A 23,418-nucleotide genomic window follows, 5' to 3' on the forward strand; every position below is an offset into this window, starting at 1 on the left:
TTACCCCGGTAGCGTCTATGTGGTTCTTGATAACATAGACAAACAATCGGGAACACCGTTACCCGGCAGTTCCGAACAATGTCTTCCGATACCGCAAAAGTTCCTGGTGAACATCAACCAACGTCGTGATCAATTTGTTAAAGAATTATGAGCCCAGGTTGACACATGTTGTGCCGGGATCACGTACAACGGGATATGACAGCAGGGCGCTGCGACATTGATTTCAATTTTTCTGTAACACTTTCGCCAATCGTGTGTCATAGCGGCATCGAGTGACCGATAACAAGTACAGGCAACAAGGATTAATTCATGACATCGAAAAAATGGATGCTGGTCGCATTGATCGCGGCAGTGGTCATCGGGTTTATTGTCAGCGGTGGTGATGAACTGCTGACGTTAGAGAACCTCAAGGAAAACCAGCAGCTTCTGGAAGACTGGATTGACCGGAACCTGGTGGTTGCGGTGTTGGGATTTTTCCTGATCTATGTGCTTGTTACAGCGCTGTCACTGCCTGGTGCGGCGATTATGACCCTGGCGGGTGGAGCTTTCTTTGGTCTCTCCATTGGTGTTGCGGTGGCGTCACTTGCTTCAACACTTGGGGCCACACTTGCCTTTCTCGTCGCGAGGTTTGTGCTCAGGGAGCCCCTCCGCCGCAAATATGCCGACATCATAGCCCGAATGGATCGTGGGGTTGAGAAAGACGGCGCGTTTTATCTGGCGACCATGCGGCTGATACCCCAGTTCCCGTTCTTTTTGATTAATATCGCCATGGGGCTTACTGCCATTAAGCTGAAGACCTACACCCTGGTAAGTTGGATCACCATGTTGCCAGCCACGTTTGTCTTTGTACTTGCTGGCACTGAGTTGGGGAGTGTTCAGTCATTGGGCGATATTTTCTCAGTAGAAATCCTGGTGTCATTCGGACTGTTGGCAACGTTTCCCCTGATTGCAAAATTCGTGGTGGGCTTCATCCGTCGTCGTCGGGTCTACGCGGGCTGGCAAAAGCCTGAATCATTCGACTACAACCTGCTGGTGATCGGCGGCGGTTCCGCCGGTCTGGTCTCGGCCTATATTGCCGCCGCCGTGAAAGCGAAGGTGGCCCTGATCGAAAAACACAAGATGGGCGGTGACTGCCTGAACACCGGGTGCGTACCCTCCAAGGCATTGATTCGCAGTGCCAAGGCGGCGGATACCCTGCGCCATGCCAATCGCTATGGTCTGGAATCGGTACCGGTGAAAGGCTCGTTCAGGAACATCATGAACCGGGTGCAGGAGGTAATCGCCAAGGTAGAACCCCATGACTCCCCCGAGCGCTATCGGAAACTGGGGGTGGAATGCATCTTTGGCGAGGCAACGTTCGTATCTCCCTGGGAACTGGAAGTAAAGCACAACGACGGTCGTACCGAGCGGCTGACAGCGAGAAGTATTGTGGTCGCCACCGGTGGCAAGCCGGCCATGCCACCGATACCGGGGCTTGATGATATGAACCCGTTGAACTCAGACAATCTGTGGCAATTGCAGGAGCAGCCGGAGCGCTTGCTGGTGCTGGGCGGCGGGCCTATTGGTTCTGAGCTGGCCCATGCCTTTGGTCGTCTGGGTAGCAAGGTCACCCAGGTGGAGATGGGGGAGCGCCTGCTGGTGAAAGAAGACGTTGAGGTCTCCGAACTGATCCGGAAACAGTTCGAGCGTGATGGCATCGACCTGAGGCTGAACCACGCTGCCAAAGAGTTCGCGATTGAGGACGGGGAGAAAGTGGTGTACTGCGAGCATCGGGGCGAACGCGTCCGGATTGCCTTTGATGAGGTACTGGTGGCCGTCGGCCGCGCGGCGAACACTGAAGGCCTGGGCCTCAGTAACATCGGCGTCGAGACCCTGCCCAATGGCACCGTGCCGGTAGAGGAAGACATGAGCCTGCGCTTCCCCAACGTATTTGCCTGTGGTGATGTGGCGGGCCCCTACCAGTTTACCCATGCGGCAGCCCATCAGGCCTGGTACGCGGCGGTGAACGGCCTGTTTGGCCAGTTCAAGCGTTTCAGGGTGGATTACCGTGTCATGCCCTGGGTGACCTTCACCTCACCGGAAGTGGCCCGGGTAGGTCTCAGCGAAGCCGAGGCAAAGGAGCAAGGGATAGCCTACGAGGTCACCCGTTATGAGTTGGACGATCTGGACCGTGCCATTACCGAAAGCGAGGACTATGGCTTTATCAAGGTGCTGACGCCGACGGGCAAGGACAAAATCCTGGGGGCAGTAGTAGTCGGTTCCCACGCCGGGGAAATACTCGCGGAATTCACCCTGGCGATGAAGCACGGCCTCGGCCTGAACAAGATCCTGGGAACGATCCACCCCTACCCGACCTGGAACGAATCGGCCAAATACGCCGCCGGCGAATGGAAGCGTGCCCACGCACCCCAGGGCGTCCTGAACCTGCTGGAAAAGCTGCACGGCTGGCGCCGTGGAAAAAACACGAAAACTCCGAGGAGCACCTATGCCCCTGACCGAAACCCGACCGGCCCGCAGTAAACGAATCCCGGCCGTGGAAGTCCTCGAACCCAGGGCGTTCGACAGCTGGACCCACACCCGCAACGGTGACCCGCGCGGCTACATCGACGCGGATAAGCTGAAGGAGCTGTGGATCCACACCGGCACCGCTTGCAACCTGGCGTGCCCGTTCTGTCTCGAGGGCTCTCACCCCGGTGACGGTCGGATTCCGGGCATGAAGCTGAGCGATGTAAAACCGTTTATTCACGAAGCCATCGACATGGGCGTGGAGCAGTTTTCCTTCACCGGCGGCGAGCCCTTCGTGATCCGGGATTTCGTCAACATTCTGAATTACGCCAGCCAGCATCGGCCCTGTTTCGTTCTGACCAACGCCACCGAGCCACTGCTGAAGCGCCGCCACCAGGTGTTGCCGTTGCTGGATAACCCCTACGAGATCCACTTCCGGGTCAGCCTGGATTTCCCGGACCGTGCCCGCCATGACAAGGATCGCGGCGAAGGCAGTTTCGAACAGGCACTGGAGGGCATCCGCTGGCTGATCGACCAGGGCTTCAAAGTGTCCATTGCACGCCAGACTGATCCCGATGAGATCCCCGCTGATGTTGAAGCGGCATTTTGCGAGATTTTCCGCGAATGGCGTATTCCCGAGAACCTGGCGTTCACCGCCTTCCCGGATCTGGGCACGCCGGGTTCTGAAGATGGCAGTCCGGAGATCACCGAAACCTGCATGGAGAAGTACCCGACCAAGGAAAGCCGGGCCCATTTCATGTGCACCTATACGCGGATGCTGGTGAAAAAGGGCGATCAGGTTCGGGTCTATGCCTGCACGCTGGTGGACGATGATCCCCAGTACGACCTCGGCGGCACACTGGCCGAGAGCATGGATGAGCGCATCATGTTGCGGCATCACCGGTGTTTTGCCTGCTATCGGTTTGGTGCCAGTTGTTCGGAGCCTGGCTGATTCGGGTTCCGGGGTTGTGTTCTATAGCCTGCGGGCTTTGAGTTGCGGCCTTCGGGGTTGGGGAGACCCTCCAAAACGAGAACCGTGGCTTCTCTGACTGTTTTGAAGGGTCTCCCCAACCCCGAAGGCCTTGATCTGACTTGCGTGATATATCCGACGGCCATTGCCAAAGATGGTGGCCGGTCAGGGGTGGGTTTGGGTGTCCAAAAAAATTAAAAGAAGCCACGCTTCTCAGTTTTGGACACCCAAATCCACCCCTGACCGGCCTACTCCCAAAGACAAAGAACCGGAAATGAACAATGAACGTTACTGAAGCCTCCCTGTTCTGGGGATTCCTGTTGGTTTACGGCGTGGTTATGTATGTGCTGTCGCCGAAGAGCAAGAACGCGAATTCGTTCTATAAAGGTGCTGATGATCACGGTAACCCGGTGGGTCAGTGGTCACTGACGGCCAGTATTTTTATCAGCTGGATTTTTGCCAAGTCGGTGACCAATGCTGCCAACCTGGGTGCGGCCTATGGTGTGGTCGGTGGTTTGGCGTATGCCAGTTACTGGCTATCGATTCCGGTGGCAGGGTATGTGATTTATCTGATTCGTACTCAGACCGGCGCCCGTAGCCTGCAGGACTTTCTGACCTCCCGCTTTGGGCGGCTGGCCAGTCTGGCGTTTGCGGCGGCGATTCTGATTCGGTTGTATAACGAAGTCTGGAGTAACACTGCTGTGGTGGGCGGTTACTTCGGGTTGCCGGGTGAGTGGGAATACTATGCGGCAGCGATGTTGTTCACTGTATTTACGCTGGCCTACAGCCTTAAAGGCGGGTTGCGGTCGTCGATCTTTACCGATGTGATTCAAGCGTTTGTGTTTGTCTTCTTTGTGGGCGCGGTGTTGTTCCTGATCATTCCGGCCAACGATACCCGTGCCCTGCTGAGTAATGGCGAATTCAGACTTAACGCCGGCTTTGATCTGCTTCTGGTGGCCTTGTTGCAGCTGTTCAGCTATCCGTTCCACGATCCGGTGCTGACCGACCGGGGCTTTGTGAACAAGGAAAAGACCATGCTTCGCAGTTTCGTGGTCGCCGGGTTGTTGGGCTTTGTGGCGGTGTTTATCTTCAGTCTGGTGGGCGTTCACGCTCGCCTGAACGGCATTGACGCCATGGGTAATGCGCCTGCGGCTGTGGGACAGTCATTGGGGCTGGCGGCGTTGTTCTTTATGAGCGTGGTGATGATGACTTCGGCAGGTTCTACACTGGATTCCACCTTTACCTCGTTGGCGAAATCCCTGGCGGTGGATCTGCCACGGTTGGCGCAGCGCGCATCGGACAGGCTGCCGAGCATGCGGGTCGGTGCGGTGGTGATGGTCGTGTTTGCGTTTCTGGGCAACCTGCCGATGTTTGCCGGCACCGACATCCTCAAGGCCACCACCATCTCCGGCACCATGGTGATGGGGCTGGCACCGGTGTTCCTGTTCTACGGGTTCACCCGCTGGTCACCCTGGAGCTTTCATCTGAGTTTCTGGACCGGGCTGGGGCTGGGCGTGCTGCTGGCCACCGGGCTGATCCCGTCAAGTTGGGCGATCGGTGATGGCAAGTACGCCATGCTGCTTGGGGTCAACGCCTACGGCTTCTTGATCTGCACCGCCGGATTCTTCCTGCCGCTGGTGTTAAGGCGACTTGCAGGCAAGTCACTGGCCACCAGTGGGGTATAGGCATGGCCAGCTCCGAGGGTCGCAGTTGTCCGTTGGCGTACCGCTACCATCCGGCTTCACTTTGCCAGGAAGCCAGTCAGGTGTCCGAGGATGTGCTGTATATCATTGGCGGGCTTTACGGCAATCCATTCGCACTGGATGAAATTGAGCAGATGGCGCTGGCGGAGGAGCGGCAGGGGCATCGGGTAAAACTGGTCTTCAATGGCGACTTCAACTGGTTCAATGCCAGTGACGCGCTGTTCCGGCAGATCAATAACCGAGTGCTGGATCATACGGTTACCCTTGGCAATGTAGACTTCGAGCTGGCTGCACCCAGCGTCGGAGCAGGTTGCGGCTGCGCTTATCCCGATTTTGTGGATCAGGGCGTGGTTGATCGTTCCAATCGAATGATGGAACGGCTTCAAGCGTTGGCCGATGAACATCCGGATATACAAAAACGGCTGTCCGGATTGCCCAGGTTTCGCTGCTTGATATTTGGAGGCCTAAAGATTCTGGTGCTGCACGGGGACCCTGAGTCACTGGCAGGCTGGGGGCTGGCCCATGAATCTTTTGTCGCCGGCAACGATTCGGTATTGGCGGAATGGTTCAGGGCGTCGGGCGCGGACGTGATTGCCTCCACTCATACCTGCCTTCCCGCACTCTGGTCAGGCGTGGTCAATGACCGGCTCCGTGTGGTGGCGAATAACGGCTCTGCGGGCATGGGTAACCTGCGTTCGGATACCCGTGGACTGATCACTCGTATTGGTTTTACAAGCCCCCTCGCTGAGCCAGTGGCGGGCATTGAACATCGTGGCCTGAATGTATCCCTTATGCCGGTCGCCTACGATCTCGGTGCCTGGTTGTTACAGTTTGACCGGCTCTGGCCCGCTGATTCACCGGCGGCGGTATCCTACCGTTACCGAATGATCTCAGGCACGTCCCTGAGCCCGGAACACATTATTTTCCCTTCCAATTCGTAATCAATTTGTCACTGGCGGTTGCTTCAATCCGGTCTATTCTAATAGGGCAAGCGTAGCCTGTTCGGCGTGGGCCGCTCAGGCCCAACTTGAAATATATTTTGTGGTCTATATAATTTAACCCTAATTTTTTGACACGAATTGATCACGCTATGACATCAGAAGGCTCGAATACCACCGCCATCACCCTTCGCACACCCGTTAAGGATGATGGCTACAGGCTCCACCAGCTGGTGGCAGAATGCCCTCCGCTGGACCCCAACTCGATTTACTGCAACCTGTTGCAGTGCAGCCACTTTGCCGAGACCGGCGTGGCCGCGGAGAAGGACGGCGATCTGGTCGGCTTTATCTCCGGATACATCCCTCCCCAACAGCCCGAAACCGTGTTTGTCTGGCAAGTGGCCGTTCACGAGAAAGGTCGTGGACAGGGTCTGGCCAAGCGGATGCTGAAAGAGATTGTGGCCCGGGACGCGTGCAAGAACGTGACGCACCTGGAAACCACCATCACCGAGGACAACGAAGCATCCTGGGCGTTGTTCCGCTCATTTGCCCGTGATCTGGGAGCCGAGCTCACTTACCACGAGCACTTTGAGAAAGAGACTCACTTTGGCGGCAAGCATGATTCTGAATTCCTGCTGCGCATCGGGCCTTTCACAAAGCCAGTCTGAGAGTCTGTTACTGACGCAGGCGTTAATAACCGCTATTTGGAGTGGCCGGCAGACTACTGAGGTAGGTCTGCCAGAAGGCTTTAACCAATGTGTGGCTGGCTGATCGCGACGTAACCCGACGGGCTGCCCCACATCTACCTCGAACCTGACATGCTAAGAGGCAAGACAATGGAACTTTTCAAGTCGACCGAATCTGAAGTACGCGTTTATTCCCGCGCCTTTCCGGTGATTTTTAACCGCGCCAAGAACGCGCACCTGTACACCGAAGATGGCAAAGAGTACCTGGATTTTCTCGCCGGTGCCGGTTCCCTGAACTACGGGCATAACAACGATATCCTCAAGAAAGCGCTGCTGGAATACGTTGAAGCCGACGGTGTGAGCCAGGGCCTGGACCTGTTCACTACCGCCAAGCACGACTTCATCGAGTCCTATAAGAAGCACATCCTTGATCCCCGTGGCCTGGATTACAAAATGCAGTTTACCGGCCCCACCGGTACCAACTGTGTGGAAGCGGCCATGAAGCTGGCGCGCAAGGTCAAAGGCCGTAACGGTATTATCTCGTTCACCAACGGTTTCCACGGTGTGACCATGGGTGCCGTTGCTGCGACCGGTAACAAGCACCACCGGGGCGGTGTCGGTACGCCGCTGGGCAACGTCGATTTCATGTTCTACGACGGTTACCTGGGTGATGACGTGGACACCCTGGAGATCATGGACAAGGTACTGTCTGACAGCTCCTCCGGTGTTGAGCTGCCGGCAGCCGTAATCGTTGAGGCGGTACAGGGCGAAGGCGGCCTGAACGTGGCCCGTGCCGAATGGCTGAAAGGCCTGTCCGAGCTGTGCAAGAAGCACGATATCCTGCTGATTCTGGACGATATCCAGGCAGGTAACGGTCGTACCGGTGAGTTCTTCAGCTTTGAATTCGCCGGCATCAAGCCGGACATTGTGACTGTGTCGAAGTCTCTCAGTGGCTACGGCCTGCCGATGGCCCTGGTGCTGTTCAAGCCGGAGCTGGATATCTGGACGTCCGGCGAGCACAACGGTACCTTCCGCGGCAACAACATGGCCTTTGTAACTGCCCGTGCGGCGGTAGAGACCTACTGGAAAGACGACGCTTTCGCCAACGAAGTGAAGGCCAAGACCAAGGTGCTGGGCGACGCCCTGCAGGCGATTTGCGACAAGTACCCGGGTGAGTTCAAAATGAAGGGGCGCGGTTTGATGCGTGGTATTGAAGCCACACATGCCGATGTGACGGGGCCGATTACCAAGCGTGCCTTCGAGCATGGCCTGATTATCGAAACCAGTGGTCCCAACGACGAAGTCATCAAGTGCCTGATGCCGTTGACCACCAGCGAGGAAGACCTGAAGAAAGGTGCCGAGCTGCTGGCGAAAAGTGTGGACGAAATCATGCAGGAAGGGATCAGCGAGGCGTCGTAAGGCGCCTTTCTCATCCGAACATTCATTCTGCAGGATAGCGAAGACGACACTATGACTACCCAACTACATACCGTAGAAAAGATCGGCGGCACCTCGATGACCAACTACGAGGCCGTCCGTGACAACATCATCATCGGTGATCGCAGCAAAGAAGGTCTGTACCAGCGCATTTTTGTGGTTTCCGCCTACGGTGGCGTCACCAACGAACTGCTGGAGCACAAGAAAACCGGTGAGCCGGGCGTGTATGCCCTGTTTGCCGACGCTGAATCCGACTGGGCCTGGGGTGACGACCTCACCAAACTGGTGAAGTTCCTGACCGATATCAACGGTGAACTGTTTGAGGATCCCATGCTCAAACAGCAGGCAGACCAGTTCATCACCGACCGTATTGAGGGTGTCCGCGGTTGTCTGATCGACCTGCAGCGTCTGTGTTCTTATGGCCAGTTCCAGCTGGAAGAGCATCTGCTGACTGTGCGTGAAATGCTGGCCGGTATCGGCGAAGCGCACAGTGCTTTCAACACCGCACTGAAGCTCCAGCAGGAAGGCATCAACGCCCGCTTTGTGGATCTCACCGGCTGGCGCGACAATGAGTTGCTGCCCCTGGACGAGAAGCTGAAGCAGGCGTTCGACGCGGTCGACCTGACCCGTGAACTGCCCATCGTGACCGGGTATGCCCAGTGCAAGGAAGGTCTGATGCGGACCTTTGATCGCGGCTACAGCGAGATGACCTTCAGCCGGGTGGCGGTGATCACCGAGGCCCGTGAAGCGATTATCCACAAGGAATACCACCTAAGCTCCGCCGACCCCAATATCGTTGGTGCCGACAAGGTGGTCCCCCTGGGCCGGACCAACTACGACGTCGCCGATCAACTGGCCAACCTGGGTATGGAAGCCATCCACCCCCGTGCCGGCAAGGGCATGCGCCAGAATGAAATCCCGCTGCGGGTGATGAACACCTTTGAGCCGGAGCACACCGGTACCCTGATCACCGGCGATTACGTCAGTGAGAAGCCTCAGGTGGAAATCGTCGCCGGCGCCAAGGGCGTGTTTGCCATTGAGGTGTTCGACCAGGACATGCAGGGTGAGCCGGGCTCCGATCGCCGCATCCTCGATGTGCTGAGCCGCTTCAAGGTGCGTTTCATGTCCAAGGACACCAACGCCAACACCATCACCCACTATGTCGGCAGCACGCTCAAGCACGTCAAGCGGGTGGTCAAGGCGCTGAAGGAAGAGTTCCCGAATGCGGAGATCAATACCCGCAAGGTGGCTGTGGTTTCCGCCATTGGCAGTGACATGAAAGTGCCTGGCATTCTGGCCCGTTCAGTGAAGGCGCTGGCGGACGAGGACATCAGTGTTCTTGCCCTGCACCAGTGCATGCGTCAGGTGGACATTCAGTTTGTGGTGGACGAGGACAACTACGAGAAGGCCATCGTTGCCCTTCACGGTGTTCTTATCGAACCGCACAACCACGAGTACGCCATCGTCGCGGCCTGATACCTGGCCTGAATCAGCCCCGGCCGGAAGGGAATATTCCGTCCGGGGCTGCGTTGTTTGTCCCGCCTCTCCGGGGAAATCCACACCCCGCCCTCAGTCGTATTCTTCAGTACATTTTTTGAACGGTACCAAAGCCATGACCCGGTCTGTATGGCTGGGACCGTCCCCGACCATAACCCCAAATAGTGAAACGGACTCTCTGGTGGGGCTGTACTTCAGGGATGCGTCCCGGTATGAACTTCTGGGAGACAAGGGCGAACAACGTCTGGTTCGTCGACTCACGCACTGTTATCAGGTGATTGGCCGGGAGTTGGCTTTGCCTGAGGAAACCCCACAGACCTACCGCGATATAGTGGGCAGTCTCGGCGATGCCTGTGCTTTTTCAACCCGAAGTCGCCGCGCCTATCATCTTGCCCGCGCATGCCGCAGCAGGCTGGTTGAGAGCAACCTGCGCCTGGCGGTTCACATTGCCCGCCGATACGGTCAATACGGTATTCCGATGGCTGACCTGATCCAGGATGCGAACATTGGTCTGATCAAGGCGGTGGAACGTTTTGACCCGACCAGGGGCTTTCGTTTTTCTACGTACGCCTACTGGTGGATCAGCGAAGAGGTGAAGCGTTGTCTCCAGCGTGGCACCCGACTGGTGCATACGCCGGAAAATGTGGTCGATGAGATTCGGCAGCTGCGCAAGGTGTCCATGCGATTGCACCAGGTCCTGGGGAGGGCGCCGCTTCAGAGTGAACTGGCGCGGGAAATGGAGGCTTCACCTTCTCGCATTGGTGAACTCCGCGCATTGGCGAGCCGGGAGCTGTCCGTCGATGCACCGGTCTCTGGTTCTGACGGCATCACTCTGGGTGACAGTTTGAGTGCCAATGACCAGTTGGCGCCGGAGCACTCCATGGCGCAGCGGGACCGGAAGAAGGCTCTGGCCGAGATCCTGGGCCAGTTGACGGAGCGGGAGCGGGCGGTGTTGTCCCGTCGGTTCGGACTGGGGATGCCAGAACCGGACACCCTCCAGGTAATTTCAGATGATTTGGGTATCAGTCGCGAGCGAGTGCGGCAGATTGAGAAGGGAGCCATCCGGAAGTTGCAGTCACAACTCGGGGTAGAGGCCCTCAGTAGGTCGTGAAGAGCCATGCGCCGACAGTTACCTGACAGAGGACGACAACGGCCGTAAGCACCAGTCGCAGTCTCAGGTACCAAGCCGGCCAAAAGGCTTTCATCCACCGGGCATCGACGAAGTAGAGAGCCAGATACGCGGTGGTATACAGCGCAACCTGCCAGGTTGTCGTGAGTAACAGACCGAGACCGGCGGAAAGAAAGAACACCTGGCTGAGTAGCATGGTCACCAGGGGTGAAAGCGGGTAGCACCGGTTTTCCAACTGCATGGCAATGGGCCAGTAAACGCCGCCCATGAAGGCCAGAATTCCCGCGCTGTACAGATAAAACCAGCCGATGATAGCCACGCTGTGTGCCGGTATGAGAAACAGCGAAAGAATGGCTGCAACGAAGGGCAATAGGCCGAGAAGGCCAACGAGAATCGCAAGGCGGGCTACGGCAATCACGATGCTTGCCTCAGCCAGTAACGACCAGAGAGTCGATTCCCGAGGGTGTTGTCGCGGCTGTTACCGCGTTGGTTGAATGCTATTTTCACCGTGGTGCTCCGGGATGACGTGTTACGCCAGTACTTACGAATCCCGGTGGCAATAAGATCAATTGCCCAGTGCCTGGCACTCCCTATGTTGCGGGCAGCTCACCAGATGATCATTGACCATACCTGTGGCCTGCATGAAGGCGTACACAATGGTCGGTCCGACGAAGTTGAAGCCGGCTTTTTTGAGTGCGCGGGACATGGCTTCGGCCTCGCCAGTGGTCACCGGAACTTCAGACAGGGTTTGCCAGTGATTCTGAATCGGCCTGCCATCCACGAAGGACCACAGAAATTCGCTGAAATCGATGCCCTGCTCTTTCAACTCGAGGAAGCTGCGGGCGTTTCGGATAATCGACTTTACTTTCAGTCGGTTGCGGATAATCCCGGGGTTGCCGAGTAACGCTTCCACTTTGTCGTCGTTGTAGCGGGCAATCCGTTCCGGGTTGAACTGGTCGTATGCCGCCCGGTAACTGTCCTGTTTGCGCAGAATGGTAATCCAGCTCAGACCGGCCTGCTGGCCGTCCAGACAAAGCTTTTCAAACAGCGCGAGCTCATCGAATTCGGGGCGGCCCCACACGGTGTCATGGTAGTCGGTATAGAGTGGGTCGGTTCCACACCAGGGGCAGCGGTTGTTCTCATCCATAAGGGTTCCTCTTCAGTTCAGGTGCTGGTGTGATGGGCCGGTGCCGGCTGAAGACCAAGGGGCTGTCCGGTGGGACCGGTCTGTCGAGGTCCAGGTCGGCTGTTGGCCCGGCTAACAGGCCTCCTGAAGGCAGCAATAGATGATCATGCCGGTAAACCAGAGTCACCAGGAAGCCTGCCAGCTCGCCGCTGGCGGCCTGCCATCCGGCGTCGTGGCGGTCACCGTACAGGCTGAAGTCCGACCGTACTTCCAGTGTTTGCAGGTTGCCGGCTATGCCCCGCCCTGTGGCTTTCAGCCAGGCCTCTTTGAGCGTCCACACCCGCAGGAAATCTTCGTGGCTGTTGTTGGCCAGTAACCATGCCTGCTCATCCGGAGTAAACCAGCGGCGCACTACTTTTTGCCAGTGGGGATGCCGGTCGAGTGGCTCCAGATCCAGACCGATACCCGGCTGCCCGCTGACCGCACATCCTGACAGACCGCCGCTGTGGCTCAACGACAGGTGCCAGCCCTCGGGGCGAGCCGAGGCTACGGGGCGGCCGCTGACCGGTTCACAATGTCCGGCCGGACACTGGGAGCCGTGCCCGATGGCCTGTCGAATCAGCCAGCGGCTGCTCAGGTACTCGCGCTGCCTGGGCCCGGAAAATTTGGCCACCGTGGCCTGCTCGTAGTCGGTCAGCCAGTCCGGACACGACAGCACATCGGCTTCGGGCTCCCGGCACAGCCAGACTGTGGGTGCCGTCTCAGGGTTGCAGTCGCTGGATGTGCCAGCCATCACCTTGCCTCACGTATTCAAAGCGATCGTGCAGGCGGCTGGGCCGGCCCTGCCAGAATTCAATGCGCTCCGGGATCACCCGGTATCCTCCCCAGAAACTGGGCAGGGGGATTTCCCCTTCACTGAACTTACGTTTGATTTCAGCCACTTTCTGCTCAAGCAGGCCGCGGGACGTAATGGCCTTACTTTGCTCCGATACCCAGGCGCCAATCTGGCTGCCCCTTGGGCGGGAGGAAAAATAACGCAGGGATTCCGCCTTGCTCACCTTTTCCACGGCGCCCTGGATTTTCACCTGGCGGTTCAGCCCGATCCACGGAAACAAAAGGGCCGCTTTCGGGTTTTGTTCCAACTCCTGGGCCTTGCGGCTGCCGTAGTTGGTATAGAATACAAAGCCACGGTCATCATAATACTTCAGCAGCACAGTTCGCAGGTCCGGCATTGAATCGCTGCCAGAGGTGGCCAGGGACATGGCGTTGGGCTCCAGAATGCCCGCGGCTCGTGCGTCATCAAACCAGGTATGGAACTGTCCTATCGGGTTCTCATCCAGCGTGCTCCGGTGCAGGCCCTCGCTCTCGAATTCACGTCGCATGTCACTGATATCCATCGGATGGATCCTGTCGTAAATAGTGAGTCTTCAGTACTATACAGATACGGTGGTCTATTCTTTCAGGATTGGCGAGTGATGGAAACTGACGGGCAACAATCGGGGAGTTCTGGTGTGGCCAAGGCGCAAACGCAAAAGCCTGTGTACAGGAAAGTATGGTTCTGGTTGGTGTTGCTGCTGGTGGCGTATACGTTGGCCGGCTTTTTTCTGCTGCCCTGGTGGCTGCAGCGGTTTGTCCCTGAACAGCTGGAACAGCGGATGGGTTGGCAAGCACAGGTCGAGGAGATCAAAACCAATCCGTTCAGCATGAGCCTGGATATCCGCACCCTGACGGCGGATGACGCGGACGGCGAGCAAGTCATCGGGTTCGACCGGTTGTTTGTAGATCTGGGGTTCTGGAAGCTGTTCACCGGTGTTGTGGGGCTGCAGGCCATTGCGATTGAGGAGCCCTTTATCCGGCTCGATCTGCTGGACGATTACAGCGTGAACTTCGCGAGGGACTGGAACGAGGCCAACCCGGCCGCGACTGAGCCGGAGTCGTCGGAGGAAGACACGTCCACGCCACCAAAGCTGTACTTCCAGCAAATCACTATCAATGGCGGTGAGTTGTTGTTCCGGGATTTCAGCAAGGAGGAATCCGCCAACTTCCGGATTTCACCCCTGGACCTGACCCTGAACGACCTGGCCACCTGGCAGCGGGACGACACCCAGAGTAACTATTACCTGTTGGCCGCACTGGGAAACCAGACCATCGAGTGGGAAGGTGATCTTAGTATCAATCCGTTGTATTCAAAGGGCTTTATCCGGGTAGCGAATATTGATCATGAGACCCTGAAACATTTCCTGAAGCCCTATCTGCCCTATGATCTCCGGGGTGGGAACGTCTCTGTCAGCACCGACTATGAATTGCAACTGATGGACCAGCTGTACCTGACAACATCGGAAGGTGAACTGGAACTGGAGGAGCTGGCAGTCGCGCTGGACCAGAATCGGGAGGATGTTGCCCTGAAAACCGGGCGGCTGGCTGTTGAGAAGGTTCGTTTTGGCCTCACCGGGCGGACCGCCGAGATTGGCATGATCACGGTGGATGCCCTGGATCTGGCAATGGAACGTGGCCCTGATGGTGCGATCGATCTGCTCGCCCCTCTCCAGCAGGAGCCCGGCAGTGAGAGCGATGAAGATGCCGGGGATTCATCCGGGCCCGGTTTCCAGTGGTCCATGGCCGGGCTGGAGCTGGCTGACAGCCGCGTACAATGGCGCGATCGCCAGCCGGAGACATCCGCAGAGATAGCGGTAGAGCAGCTGGCGCTGACTCTGGGGCGTATTTCCCATGAACTGGGGGAGCCCGTTCGCTATCAACTGCAGGGCACCCTTGCAGAGGGCGGATCGCTTGGGCTGGATGGACAGGCGACCCTACAGCCTTTCACCCTGGAGGCCGGCGTGACAGGCTCCGGCGTGCAACTGGCGGGTTTTGAACCCTATATCCGTGAAATGGCGAACCTAGACGTTCGCAGCGGTCAACTGACGGTGGATGGCAACCTGGATCTGGACGGTCAGCAGGAGCCGCTGACCGGTACCTTCAGTGGCACGGCCGAGGTTGCCGGTCTGAACCTGACGTTGCCGGATTCGGACGAGCCTCTGCTGGCCTGGCAAACCCTCCGTCTGGCACCACTGGAGTACAACGTTTATCCGGCTCGTCTGGAAATCGGCACTATTACCCTGAGCGAGCCAGCCGCTAACGTCGTACGTGGTGGCGATGGGCTCCACAATCTTGAACGGATTATACGTGACTCCGGGGCCGCGTCTGATGATGCTGACGAGCCCTCGGAGGGTAATGGCGGAGAGCCCGACTTTATTTTTCGTATCGAACAGCTGCTGCTGGAAGACGGTGCGGTCTCCTACACCGATCGAACCCTGGAGCCGTCATTCACCACGACGTTCGACGAACTGAACGGGACGGTCGCCGGCATCAGCAACGTTGCGCCCCAGCAGGGCAAGGTGTCGGTGCGTGGCCGGGTGGATAAGGTTTCCGAGCTGAACTTCGAGGGTACCCTGGGTACATTGGGTACCGATGATGTCAGCCGGTTGAGCCTGGCAATGAAAAACGGTTCCCTGCCCAACCTTTCGCCCTATTTCGGGCGCTACCTTGGTTACGGCGTGGACAGTGGCAAACTGAAAGTTGAAATGGATTATGAAATCGCCGGGAGCCGCATCGACGCCACCAACATGATCGTGATGGACCGACTGGAGCTGGGGCAGCCGGTGGCAAGCGATGAGGCGGTGGGTGCCCCGGTCAAGCTGGGGCTTGCGCTGTTGCGGGATCGCCAGGGTGTGATCGAAATTGACTTGCCGATCAGTGGCAACCTGGATGATCCCGATTTCAGCGTTGGAAAGGTGGTGATGCGGGCCTTTGTGAATATCCTGGCCAAGGCTGCGGCGTCACCTTTCAGCGTTCTGGGTTCGGTTGCCGAATTGGCGGGTTTGTCGGGAGAGGAACTGAGTCAGGTTAACTTCCTCGCGGGTGAGGTTGCACTGGCCGAGGGTGAGCAGGCGAAACTGGATGCCCTCGCCGATGCGCTGTCGGAACGACCTGCATTGTTGCTCAATATCCGGGGTGTGGTCGCACCGGACGCTGATGGACTGGCACTGATGAAACAGCGACTGGAGGAGCAGAACGGTGGCAGCCTGAGTGATGAGGCCTGGGAGCAGGCGCGCCAGGAATACCAGGCCGGAAATCGATCGTTACCCCCGGAGGCCTTGGGTAACCTGGCATCCGCCCGAGGCGTCTGGCTGCGGCGGCAAATGCTGGAAGAGTATGACGTTGCGCCCGAACAGCTGTTTTTACTGGACCCGGTACGGGATGCCATAGCTGATGATCAGGGGCAGGTTGCTGTCGAGTTTGCACTGGATGCGCGTTAGTCGGCTTCAGGGCTTCCGGTAGGGAAACCCGGTCAGGAAACCCGGCGGTAACTGTAATCCCCACTGCTCAACGAGAAGTCGGTACTGTCCGCTTTCCATCAGTGGTTCAAACAGCCGAATCATGCTTTCGGCATCCACGGGTGCGTCGGGGTGGGTAATGATCGACAGGCGGTAGGACTGGTCAGTAACCTCGGATACCAGAAAGGTATTCCAGTCTTCCGGGTGGCGCTTCAGATGGTTCTGAAGGTAGGCGCGGCTGACAATTGCGACTTCCGCAACCGAAGGCCTGTCTGCCTTGATCAGATTGATGTTGCGCTGGTGGCTGTCGGAAAACTCGATACTGAATCGCTTCTCCAGTTCCGAATTGTCGGTTTCCAGATCGGCGAAACCGTAGTGGTAGCCGGAAATGGCGACGATCCGCCGTTTGCTTACGTCATCAAAGAAACTCAGGTCACGGCCGGGCTTCTTTAAGGCCAGGTAGATATCTTCATCGGTCAGGATGGGGATCGTGGCGTTGAAATCGTGACCCTCCCAGCCCCAGTTCGGACTCTCGAAGAAAATGACATCGTACAGACCAGCTTCAAAATCCAGGTGGCGCCGCTGGGGCGAAGTGTGAATGATCTTGAACCGGATATCCTGATGGGCATCTGCGACACGTTCCAGGGTCCCGGCGAGCAAGCCCGCGACCTGATTGTCCTCGTTGATACTCGCAATGGGGGGGAAGTTATACACACCCACCCGGATCTCTGTCTCGGCCCTGACTGTGGAGAGAGTCAGCCCGACGGCGAAAAGAGTCGTCACTAGAACTGTGTTTTTGAATAGTTGGGCTGATGACACAATCTCGATCCCGGAGTATAGGTATGAGCGTCCCCAGGCTACCGTTACGGTAGTCTGGTCATAAAGGGTCAAGTATAGACACATGAACAAAAGGAAGCAGTTATTGTGAGCCGCCCCCTGAGCCATTTTTTTGCCTACGTCTCCCGCCTGCGCTGGATAAAGCGCTGGGGGCTGATGCGTAATGCCATTGAGGAAAACGTAGCCACCCATTCCTGGGAAGTGGCGAGCCTTGCCCACGCCCTCGCGCTGATCCGCAACCGGTATTATGGCGGTTCGGTGAACGCCGACCGGATTGCAGCGGCGGCGCTCTATCACGATGCGACCGAGGTCATTACCGGCGATATGCCGACACCGGTCAAGTATCACTCGCGAGTCATGCGGGAAGCGTTCGGAGACATCGAACACAAGGCAGAGGCGGAACTGCTGGCATTGTTGCCGGAGGATCTGAGGGAGGACTTCGCGCCCTATCTGAGGGAGTCCCAGTGGTCGTCAGAGGAGCAGGAGTTGATCAAGGCCGCGGACCGGCTGTCGGCCTGGCTGAAGTGTCAGGCGGAGATTCGCACCGGTAACAAGGAGTTTGAACCAGCCGCCGAGCAGATCGCACGACGGCTGGAACAGGATGGGTTACCCGAGGTTGCCTACTTTATGGAGGTGTTTGCCCCCGGTTACCAGCAACCCCTGGATAACCTGCTGGGGTAGCGCCCGTTCAGGAAGCCGCGCCGGAGGAGGCAACCATGCCGCCGCGCAGGCCATCGCGCTGGACCGACTGGCGCACCAGGTCTTCCGGGCTGCCCGCCAGATCGCGGAACATGCCCATGGAGCCCAGCAGGGCGGACGATTCATACGGTACGAACACCCGCTCGCCTTCCTTGGCCATGTTCGGCAGCACCTTGATGTAGCTCTGCCCCAGAAGGTAGCCGATAACGGTCTGTTTGTTCTCTTCCGATTCGCCCATGGCGCTCAATACCAGGCGAATGGATTCCTGCTCGCCCTGGGCCCGCAGAATGGCGGATTCCTTGTCGCCCTGGGCGTTGAGAATGGCGGACTCGCGCTGACCCTGGGCCATGGCAATGGCTGCTGACTTCTCACCTTCCGCTTCGGTCACGGTGGCGCGGCGCTTACGTTCTGCCGCCATCTGCAGGCGCATGGCTTCTTCCACTTCTTCGGGCATGCTGATGTCCTGAACTTCTACCCGCGTCAGTTTGACCCCCCACTTGGACGCTGCCTCCTCCATTTCCGACTGGATGGCGCTGTTGACCTCGCCACGGGACTCGAACAGTTTGTCCAGTTCCATTTTGCCGACAACCGAGCGCAGGGTGGTTTTCGCCAGTACTTCCACGGCCTGACTCATGTTCGCCACTTCATACACCGCACGGCGGGGATCAATGATCTGGTAGTACAGCGCACCATTGATCTTGACCGTCACGTTATCGGTGGTGACCACGGGCTGGCCGGGGAAGTCCATCACGGTTTCACGGCGATCGATGCGAGTCTCATCCGTGGTGACCGGGTGGTAGTCATCGCCCATGCGTACGTAACGAATCATGGTGATCGGTCGGGGACGTTCGATAAACGGGATGATGATGTTGACGCCGCTTTCCAGTACCCGGTTGAAGGAGCCCAGACGCTCAATAACCATGACCTCGGACTGGCGTACGATCACCAGGCCCTTGGCGATGATCGCGATGCCGATAACAACCAGAACCAGACTGATGATCAGCCCGGGTGACATAAATGCTTCCATACTTGTTACTCCGTGTGATTGACGCTATGGACAACGGCGGTGGTGCCGTCGAATCGTTCAAAAATGACTTCCGTGCCTTCCGGCAATGCCGCTAACCCGGTGTCGCTGGTACGGATCCGGTAGAAATCGCCGTTGACCTTGATGCCGATGGCACCGTCGAAATCCCGTCGCTCACAATGATAGCGACGACCATGTTCAACGCCTGTGCCGGTGGTGCCATAGGCAACGCCTTTGGGTGAAAACCGGGGGCGAATCCAGAGAATGGCAACAGGGACGAGAATGCCTGAAAACACCCCCATACCGACCAATTGCCATTCAAAGGATGCACCCAGAAACGCCAGCACTGCGGTCAATGCCGCTGCGGCCCCCAGCGCCAGAAGCACAAGAACGCCGGAGGCAAGTTCCGCCAGGCTCAGGACCAGCGCCAGGATCAGCCAGACATGTGTGAGACTCCATTCCATACAGGTAATATCCGTCAGTGGTTGGTTTGCAACGTTGCGCCGGATTGTAGCATGGCTCTCAGGGTTGGCCTGAGTGCCCGGAACCGGCGACCTCTAATGCCATGGTCAGGAACCGGACACCTGTTAGAGTAATTACTTTAAAACAAAGAAGAGGCCCCGGCCATGAAAGATCTGAAGAACAAAGTTGCGGTTGTTACCGGTGCGGGTTCCGGCATTGGTCGTTCTCTCGCCAAGTCACTGGCAGCCCGTGGCTGCCGCCTGGCACTGTCAGATGTTAATGAAACCGGTCTGGCGGAAACCGTGAAGGAACTGGATGGCGCGGACGTGAAAACCTACAAGCTGGATGTGTCCAGCCGTGATGCCATTTATGCTCATGCCGAGGAAGTCGCCAAGGATTTTGGCCAGGTAAACCTGGTGATTAACAACGCCGGTGTTGCCCTGTCCGCCACCGTCCGTGAAATGACCGATGATGATTTCAAATGGGTGATGGATATCGATTTCTGGGGTGTCGCCCACGGTACCCGTGCGTTCCTGCCTCATCTGATTGCGTCCGGTGACGGCCATGTGGTCAACGTGTCCAGCGTGTTCGGCCTGATTGGTGTGCCCAAGCAAAGCGCCTACAACGCCGCCAAGTTTGCCGTACGTGGCTTCACTGAAGCCCTGCGTCAGGAAATGCAGCTGGAAAATCAGCCGGTGGCTGTCAGCTGTGTACACCCCGGTGGCATTCGCACCAACATTGCCAACGCTGCCCGTATGGGCAAGTCGGAGAATGCCGACGCCCAGCGCAAGGGCTTTGACAAGCTGGCGATGACCACTCCGGACAAGGCAGCCGAAATCATTGTGAAGGGTATCCTGAAGGACGAGTCCCGGATTCTGGTGGGGCCGGATGCCTGGGGCATTGATGCCATCAACCGCCTGCTGGGATCTGCATACCAGCCGCTGGTAGCAAGATTTTCCCGCAAAAACCTGTATGTCTGAGGTATAATTTAACCTGTAGCAGGTTGCGACTGGACCGCAATCTGCTGTACATTTTACATACAGGGTTTTCCTTCTATACTTGCTGTTCATCTAGGGAAAGAGTCAGCATGAATACGCCTCATCACTCCGATCTGGGGGCTACGCTGGAACTTAGCCGCTCGGGTCTTCGCGACAATCATCGCCGTTCGTTAATGCGGCTGTTGTTTCTGGTGACTGGTTCGTCACTGGTCATTTTTGCCTGCCTGCAGTTACTGAACGGGTTCTGGTGGGTCGCAACCATCGAGCTGGCCGCCAGTGCCCTGCTGTTTTTTGGCATGGCCCGCCTTCGTACGTCACCCCACCTGCAGCAATGGATTTATGGGTATCTGGTGACCCTGTTTTCCTTCTTCCTGGCGATCATGGTGCTTCCGGAAGCGTCGGTGTCGGCGTTTGTCTGGGTGCTGATGATGCCAGTGCTGGCGTACCTGCTGCTTGGAAAACATGAGGGCCTGATTCTGAGTGTGCCCTTCATGATCGTGGGATGTGTCATCTATTTCATTCACCTGGGGGGTATTGGCAGTGCCCATGTGATGATCGACCTGCTCAATATGGTCTTTTGTGGGGCCCTGATGCTCACATTCGTGCATATGTATGAGATTCGCCGGGAAGAGGCGGAGCAGCGGTTGGTCACCATGGCGCAGACGGATGCCCTGACCGGCCTGTCAAATCGCAACAGTTTTCAATGCACGTTGAATCGGACCATTGCCGAGTGTGAACGCAGCGGCACCGGCTTCGCCCTGGTGATCATGGACATAGATCATTTCAAAGTGGTGAACGACAGTATGGGACATGAGGCCGGGGATCATGTGTTGCGGAATATTGGTCGGTGTCTGCAGGAACGCCTGCGGGGGACGGACTCCGTTGGTCGCCTCGGTGGCGAGGAGTTTGGCCTGATCCTGCGGGACGTCAAGCCAGCGGATGCGTTTGAGTTGATGGATGAGCTGCGCCAGCGTATTGCCGACAGTGAGCTGGTCTATGGCGATAACCGGATCCGCGTCACCGCCTCTTTCGGACTTGCCCAGTGGCCCGATCACGGCCGTCAGGCGGAGACCCTGTTTCGTGTGGCGGACCGTTGCCTGTACAGTGGTAAGCGCGCTGGCCGCAATCGTGTGGCGCGCGCTGACCCGACAACACCGAGAGGTGAAATACTGGCTGGCTGAGGGGTAAAGCAGTGTGTGAATTACTGGCTATGAGCGCCAATACCCCGACGGACCTGTGTTTCAGCTTTACCGGCCTGACCCGTCGGGGCGGTGAGACCGGTCCCCACAAGGATGGCTGGGGCGTGGCGTTCTATGAGGGCAAGGGTGTGAGGGCCTTTCATGAATCCGGGGCCAGCGCCAGTTCCCGCATCGCCGAAGTGGTCCAGACACATCCCATAAAAAGCGAGGTGGCAATCTGCCACATCCGCCAGGCCAACGTTGGTGAGATCTGCCTTGCCAATACCCATCCATTTATCCGGGAGTTGTGGGGACGCTACTGGGTGTTTGCCCATAATGGCCAGTTGTCCTCGTTCCACGCGCCCCAGGGGTTCTACGAGCCGGTGGGCACAACAGACAGCGAGGCCATGTTCTGCGATATCCTCAACGATCTCCGCAAGCACTGTGACCGTGAGACCCCGGTTGATGAGGTGCTGAATCATCTTGTGACGTTATCCCGGAACTATGCCAGTGAGGGCGTATTCAACCTGTTGTTGAGCAATGGCGACTGGCTGTTTACCTATTGCACGACCAAAATGGCCAGCATTACCCGTCGTGCGCCGTTTGGTCCGGCGCGATTGAAGGATGCCGATGTCACGGTGGATTTTGAATCTGAAACCACGCCTGATGATATCGTCAGCGTCATCGTGACCGAACCGCTGACGACGGATGAGCAATGGGACATTTACCAGCCTGGTGAATGGCGGTTGTGGCAAAGAGGGGAAGTTATTCGGTCGGGTTACGCGCTGGCATAACCCGACCCTGAAGCCGCATGACCGACTGCGGTGATTACTGACTGCCGTGATCACTGCGTGATCACTGAAGGGTACGGCGGTTCCCGTTCTGGTACTGGGGCGCGATGTGCGCGCTGATCTGCTCCTTGAAGCTGGCGATCAGTTCGCTGTTATCGTGGTCCCAGGGGTGGAAGCCCGGCTTGAAGTATTCCAGCCACGTCGGGATCAGGCTGGAGAAGGTGCCGTTCTTGCCCCACATACGCCACAGCCCCTTGGCGCTGTCCTTCAGTGAAAAGTGCTTGGGATCGTTCAGCATCATCCGGGTGGTGAAGTAGCTTGCCATCACGCCCAGCATGGCTGTACTGAAGGTCAGGTAAAATGCGCGTTCCGCATAGGTGCCGCCGACTTCCTGGAACACATCGTAGGTTACGGCCTTGTGCTCGGTTTCTTCAATGGCGTGCCACATCCACAGTGGGCGCATGCTTTCGTGCATATCTTCACGCACGTCACTGCGTTCCAGCAACATGTCGGCCATCATGGCAGTGAGGTGCTCAAGGCCGCAGGTGATGGCCAGCTGGTGCCGCTTGGGCAGCTTCTTGGCAATGCCGAGAACCACTTCCAGGTGCTTTTCCAGCTCTTCCACGGGCATGCCGCGATCCCGCACGTGCTGGTTCATGGCGTCGTGTTCCAGGGAGTGCATCGCTTCCTGACCGATGAAGCCGCGCATTTCCGCCTTGAGCTTGGGGTCTTCGATCTGGTCCCGGTAATAGCGCACGGAATCCACGAAGAACTGCTCACCCTGGGGGAACAGCACTGACAGAGCGTTCATGGTGTGACTCAGGATGTAGCTGTTATCCAGCCAGTAACGGGGCACCTGTTCGCCGAACTCAAAACCCATACGCTGGGGTTTGATGGAAACGTTATCCGGCGTGTTGGAAGCCGGCGCCCTGGACTCTGCGGTTTTTGTTCTCAGCATGTTCATACTCCTCTGCGACTGAACGCTTTGGCTGATGTCATGGCTGCAGTGTGGGCGAGTCAACGATATCTTTGAATGCGTGAAAGGGACGGCCACCGTTCAGGTTGGGACAGTGGCGGTGGTTTAAATTGACTATGATGACAGTA

The 23,418-nt window shown here is 57.6% G+C and carries 21 protein-coding genes; 13 read left to right on the forward strand and 8 right to left on the reverse strand.

The features are described from left to right. Positions 1-309: 309 nt before the first annotated feature. The 8 genes from ACJO3M_RS12995 (at position 310) to ACJO3M_RS13030 (ending at position 10,847) form a co-directional block, all read left to right on the forward strand. Positions 310-2,520, forward strand: coding sequence for a dihydrolipoyl dehydrogenase family protein (locus ACJO3M_RS12995; protein ID WP_407001780.1), 2,211 nt, complete (start codon positions 310-312; stop codon positions 2,518-2,520). Continuing rightward, positions 2,486-3,457 (forward strand): radical SAM protein, encoded by a 972-nt coding sequence (locus ACJO3M_RS13000; RefSeq protein ID WP_407001781.1) that lies wholly within the window; start codon positions 2,486-2,488, stop codon positions 3,455-3,457. The genes ACJO3M_RS12995 and ACJO3M_RS13000 overlap by 35 nt, the downstream gene beginning before the upstream one ends. 299 nt (positions 3,458-3,756) lie before the next feature. Then, on the forward strand, positions 3,757-5,160 hold the full coding sequence (locus tag ACJO3M_RS13005; RefSeq protein ID WP_407001782.1) for a sodium:solute symporter family transporter: 1,404 nt from the start codon (positions 3,757-3,759) through the stop codon (positions 5,158-5,160). 2 nt (positions 5,161-5,162) lie between these two features. After that, on the forward strand, positions 5,163-6,119 hold the full coding sequence (locus ACJO3M_RS13010) for a hypothetical protein (protein WP_407001783.1): 957 nt from the start codon (positions 5,163-5,165) through the stop codon (positions 6,117-6,119). A gap of 149 nt (positions 6,120-6,268) precedes the next feature. Beyond that, positions 6,269-6,784 carry a diaminobutyrate acetyltransferase gene (ectA, locus tag ACJO3M_RS13015; protein WP_407001784.1) on the forward strand — a complete coding sequence of 172 codons (516 nt, stop codon included), beginning with the start codon at positions 6,269-6,271 and terminating at the stop codon, positions 6,782-6,784. 168 nt (positions 6,785-6,952) lie between these two features. Beyond that, positions 6,953-8,221, forward strand: a complete 1,269-nt coding sequence (gene ectB, locus ACJO3M_RS13020) for a diaminobutyrate--2-oxoglutarate transaminase (RefSeq protein WP_407001785.1) — start codon at positions 6,953-6,955, stop codon at positions 8,219-8,221. A gap of 51 nt (positions 8,222-8,272) precedes the next feature. Continuing rightward, on the forward strand, positions 8,273-9,715 hold the full coding sequence (locus tag ACJO3M_RS13025) for an aspartate kinase (RefSeq protein WP_407001786.1): 1,443 nt from the start codon (positions 8,273-8,275) through the stop codon (positions 9,713-9,715). Positions 9,716-9,851: 136 nt separating this feature from the next. Next, entirely contained in the window at positions 9,852-10,847 is a 996-nt protein-coding gene (locus tag ACJO3M_RS13030; protein WP_407001787.1) for a sigma-70 family RNA polymerase sigma factor, read from the forward strand. Here the strand turns inward: ACJO3M_RS13030 and ACJO3M_RS13035 are convergent. From ACJO3M_RS13035 to pdxH, 4 genes are all read right to left on the reverse strand, one after another. Next, a complete protein-coding gene (locus ACJO3M_RS13035; RefSeq protein ID WP_407001788.1) occupies positions 10,834-11,283 on the reverse strand; it encodes a DUF3429 domain-containing protein in 450 nt (149 codons plus the stop codon). The genes ACJO3M_RS13030 and ACJO3M_RS13035 overlap by 14 nt on opposite strands. Positions 11,284-11,430: 147 nt before the next feature. After that, on the reverse strand, positions 11,431-12,012 hold the full coding sequence (locus tag ACJO3M_RS13040) for a DNA-3-methyladenine glycosylase I (RefSeq protein ID WP_407001789.1): 582 nt from the start codon (positions 12,010-12,012) through the stop codon (positions 11,431-11,433). Continuing rightward, positions 12,005-12,784, reverse strand: coding sequence for a 4'-phosphopantetheinyl transferase family protein (locus tag ACJO3M_RS13045; protein ID WP_407001790.1), 780 nt, complete (start codon positions 12,782-12,784; stop codon positions 12,005-12,007). The genes ACJO3M_RS13040 and ACJO3M_RS13045 overlap by 8 nt, the downstream gene beginning before the upstream one ends. Next, a complete protein-coding gene (gene pdxH / locus ACJO3M_RS13050; protein WP_407001791.1) occupies positions 12,753-13,388 on the reverse strand; it encodes a pyridoxamine 5'-phosphate oxidase in 636 nt (211 codons plus the stop codon). Before pdxH ends, ACJO3M_RS13045 begins: the two co-directional genes overlap by 32 nt. A gap of 78 nt (positions 13,389-13,466) precedes the next feature. On the opposite strand from pdxH, the gene ACJO3M_RS13055 reads away from it, so the two are divergent. After that, entirely contained in the window at positions 13,467-16,307 is a 2,841-nt protein-coding gene (locus ACJO3M_RS13055) for a DUF748 domain-containing protein (RefSeq protein WP_407001954.1), read from the forward strand. A 6-nt stretch (positions 16,308-16,313) separates the two neighbouring features. On the opposite strand, the gene ACJO3M_RS13060 is transcribed toward ACJO3M_RS13055, so the two are convergent. Continuing rightward, positions 16,314-17,108, reverse strand: coding sequence for a transporter substrate-binding domain-containing protein (locus tag ACJO3M_RS13060; protein WP_407001792.1), 795 nt, complete (start codon positions 17,106-17,108; stop codon positions 16,314-16,316). 141 nt (positions 17,109-17,249) lie between these two features. On the opposite strand from ACJO3M_RS13060, the gene yfbR reads away from it, so the two are divergent. Continuing rightward, the gene (gene yfbR, locus ACJO3M_RS13065) at positions 17,250-17,843 is read left to right on the forward strand and encodes a 5'-deoxynucleotidase (RefSeq protein WP_407001793.1); all 594 of its coding nucleotides are present in this window, start codon (positions 17,250-17,252) and stop codon (positions 17,841-17,843) included. 7 nt (positions 17,844-17,850) lie between these two features. Here yfbR and ACJO3M_RS13070 read toward each other — a convergent pair whose 3' ends face one another. Together ACJO3M_RS13070 and ACJO3M_RS13075 are read right to left on the reverse strand one after the other, a co-directional pair. Then, entirely contained in the window at positions 17,851-18,888 is a 1,038-nt protein-coding gene (locus ACJO3M_RS13070) for an SPFH domain-containing protein (protein WP_407001794.1), read from the reverse strand. Positions 18,889-18,893: 5 nt separating this feature from the next. After that, positions 18,894-19,349: an NfeD family protein gene (locus ACJO3M_RS13075; RefSeq protein ID WP_407001795.1), complete on the reverse strand. Its 456-nt coding sequence runs from the start codon at positions 19,347-19,349 to the stop codon at positions 18,894-18,896. A 162-nt stretch (positions 19,350-19,511) separates the two neighbouring features. Here ACJO3M_RS13075 and ACJO3M_RS13080 point away from each other — a divergent pair, with 162 nt between their 5' ends. The 3 genes from ACJO3M_RS13080 (at position 19,512) to ACJO3M_RS13090 (ending at position 22,317) form a co-directional block, all read left to right on the forward strand. Continuing rightward, the gene (locus tag ACJO3M_RS13080) at positions 19,512-20,327 is read left to right on the forward strand and encodes an SDR family NAD(P)-dependent oxidoreductase (protein ID WP_407001796.1); all 816 of its coding nucleotides are present in this window, start codon (positions 19,512-19,514) and stop codon (positions 20,325-20,327) included. Between the two features lie 107 nt (positions 20,328-20,434). Beyond that, a complete protein-coding gene (locus ACJO3M_RS13085; RefSeq protein WP_407001797.1) occupies positions 20,435-21,526 on the forward strand; it encodes a GGDEF domain-containing protein in 1,092 nt (363 codons plus the stop codon). 11 nt (positions 21,527-21,537) lie between these two features. Further along, complete coding sequence (locus tag ACJO3M_RS13090) at positions 21,538-22,317, forward strand: class II glutamine amidotransferase (RefSeq protein ID WP_407001799.1); 780 nt, start codon at positions 21,538-21,540, stop codon at positions 22,315-22,317. Positions 22,318-22,378: 61 nt separating this feature from the next. Here ACJO3M_RS13090 and ACJO3M_RS13095 read toward each other — a convergent pair whose 3' ends face one another. Next, positions 22,379-23,272, reverse strand: a complete 894-nt coding sequence (locus tag ACJO3M_RS13095) for a metal-dependent hydrolase (RefSeq protein ID WP_407001800.1) — start codon at positions 23,270-23,272, stop codon at positions 22,379-22,381. Positions 23,273-23,418 lie beyond the last annotated feature (146 nt).

The sequence above is a fragment of the Marinobacter alkalisoli genome (assembly GCF_045449795.1).
In the GTDB taxonomy this organism is placed as follows: domain Bacteria; phylum Pseudomonadota; class Gammaproteobacteria; order Pseudomonadales; family Oleiphilaceae; genus Marinobacter.

Coding starts and splice junctions, on each gene's coding strand:
- ACJO3M_RS13005 (WP_407001782.1), top strand. CDS start 3,757: ATGAACGTTACTGAAGCCTCCCTGTTCTGGGGATTCCTGTTGGTTTAC.
- ACJO3M_RS13000 (WP_407001781.1), top strand. CDS start 2,486: ATGCCCCTGACCGAAACCCGACCGGCCCGCAGTAAACGAATCCCGGCC.
- ectA (WP_407001784.1), top strand. CDS start 6,269: ATGACATCAGAAGGCTCGAATACCACCGCCATCACCCTTCGCACACCC.
- ACJO3M_RS13095 (WP_407001800.1), bottom strand. CDS start 23,272: ATGCTGAGAACAAAAACCGCAGAGTCCAGGGCGCCGGCTTCCAACACG.
- ACJO3M_RS13010 (WP_407001783.1), top strand. CDS start 5,163: ATGGCCAGCTCCGAGGGTCGCAGTTGTCCGTTGGCGTACCGCTACCAT.
- pdxH (WP_407001791.1), bottom strand. CDS start 13,388: ATGGATATCAGTGACATGCGACGTGAATTCGAGAGCGAGGGCCTGCAC.
- ACJO3M_RS13070 (WP_407001794.1), bottom strand. CDS start 18,888: ATGGAAGCATTTATGTCACCCGGGCTGATCATCAGTCTGGTTCTGGTT.
- ACJO3M_RS13085 (WP_407001797.1), top strand. CDS start 20,435: ATGAATACGCCTCATCACTCCGATCTGGGGGCTACGCTGGAACTTAGC.
- ACJO3M_RS13040 (WP_407001789.1), bottom strand. CDS start 12,012: ATGGATGAGAACAACCGCTGCCCCTGGTGTGGAACCGACCCACTCTAT.
- ACJO3M_RS13075 (WP_407001795.1), bottom strand. CDS start 19,349: ATGGAATGGAGTCTCACACATGTCTGGCTGATCCTGGCGCTGGTCCTG.
- ectB (WP_407001785.1), top strand. CDS start 6,953: ATGGAACTTTTCAAGTCGACCGAATCTGAAGTACGCGTTTATTCCCGC.
- ACJO3M_RS13045 (WP_407001790.1), bottom strand. CDS start 12,784: ATGGCTGGCACATCCAGCGACTGCAACCCTGAGACGGCACCCACAGTC.
- ACJO3M_RS13025 (WP_407001786.1), top strand. CDS start 8,273: ATGACTACCCAACTACATACCGTAGAAAAGATCGGCGGCACCTCGATG.
- ACJO3M_RS13055 (WP_407001954.1), top strand. CDS start 13,467: ATGGAAACTGACGGGCAACAATCGGGGAGTTCTGGTGTGGCCAAGGCG.
- ACJO3M_RS12995 (WP_407001780.1), top strand. CDS start 310: ATGACATCGAAAAAATGGATGCTGGTCGCATTGATCGCGGCAGTGGTC.
- ACJO3M_RS13030 (WP_407001787.1), top strand. CDS start 9,852: ATGACCCGGTCTGTATGGCTGGGACCGTCCCCGACCATAACCCCAAAT.
- ACJO3M_RS13080 (WP_407001796.1), top strand. CDS start 19,512: ATGAAAGATCTGAAGAACAAAGTTGCGGTTGTTACCGGTGCGGGTTCC.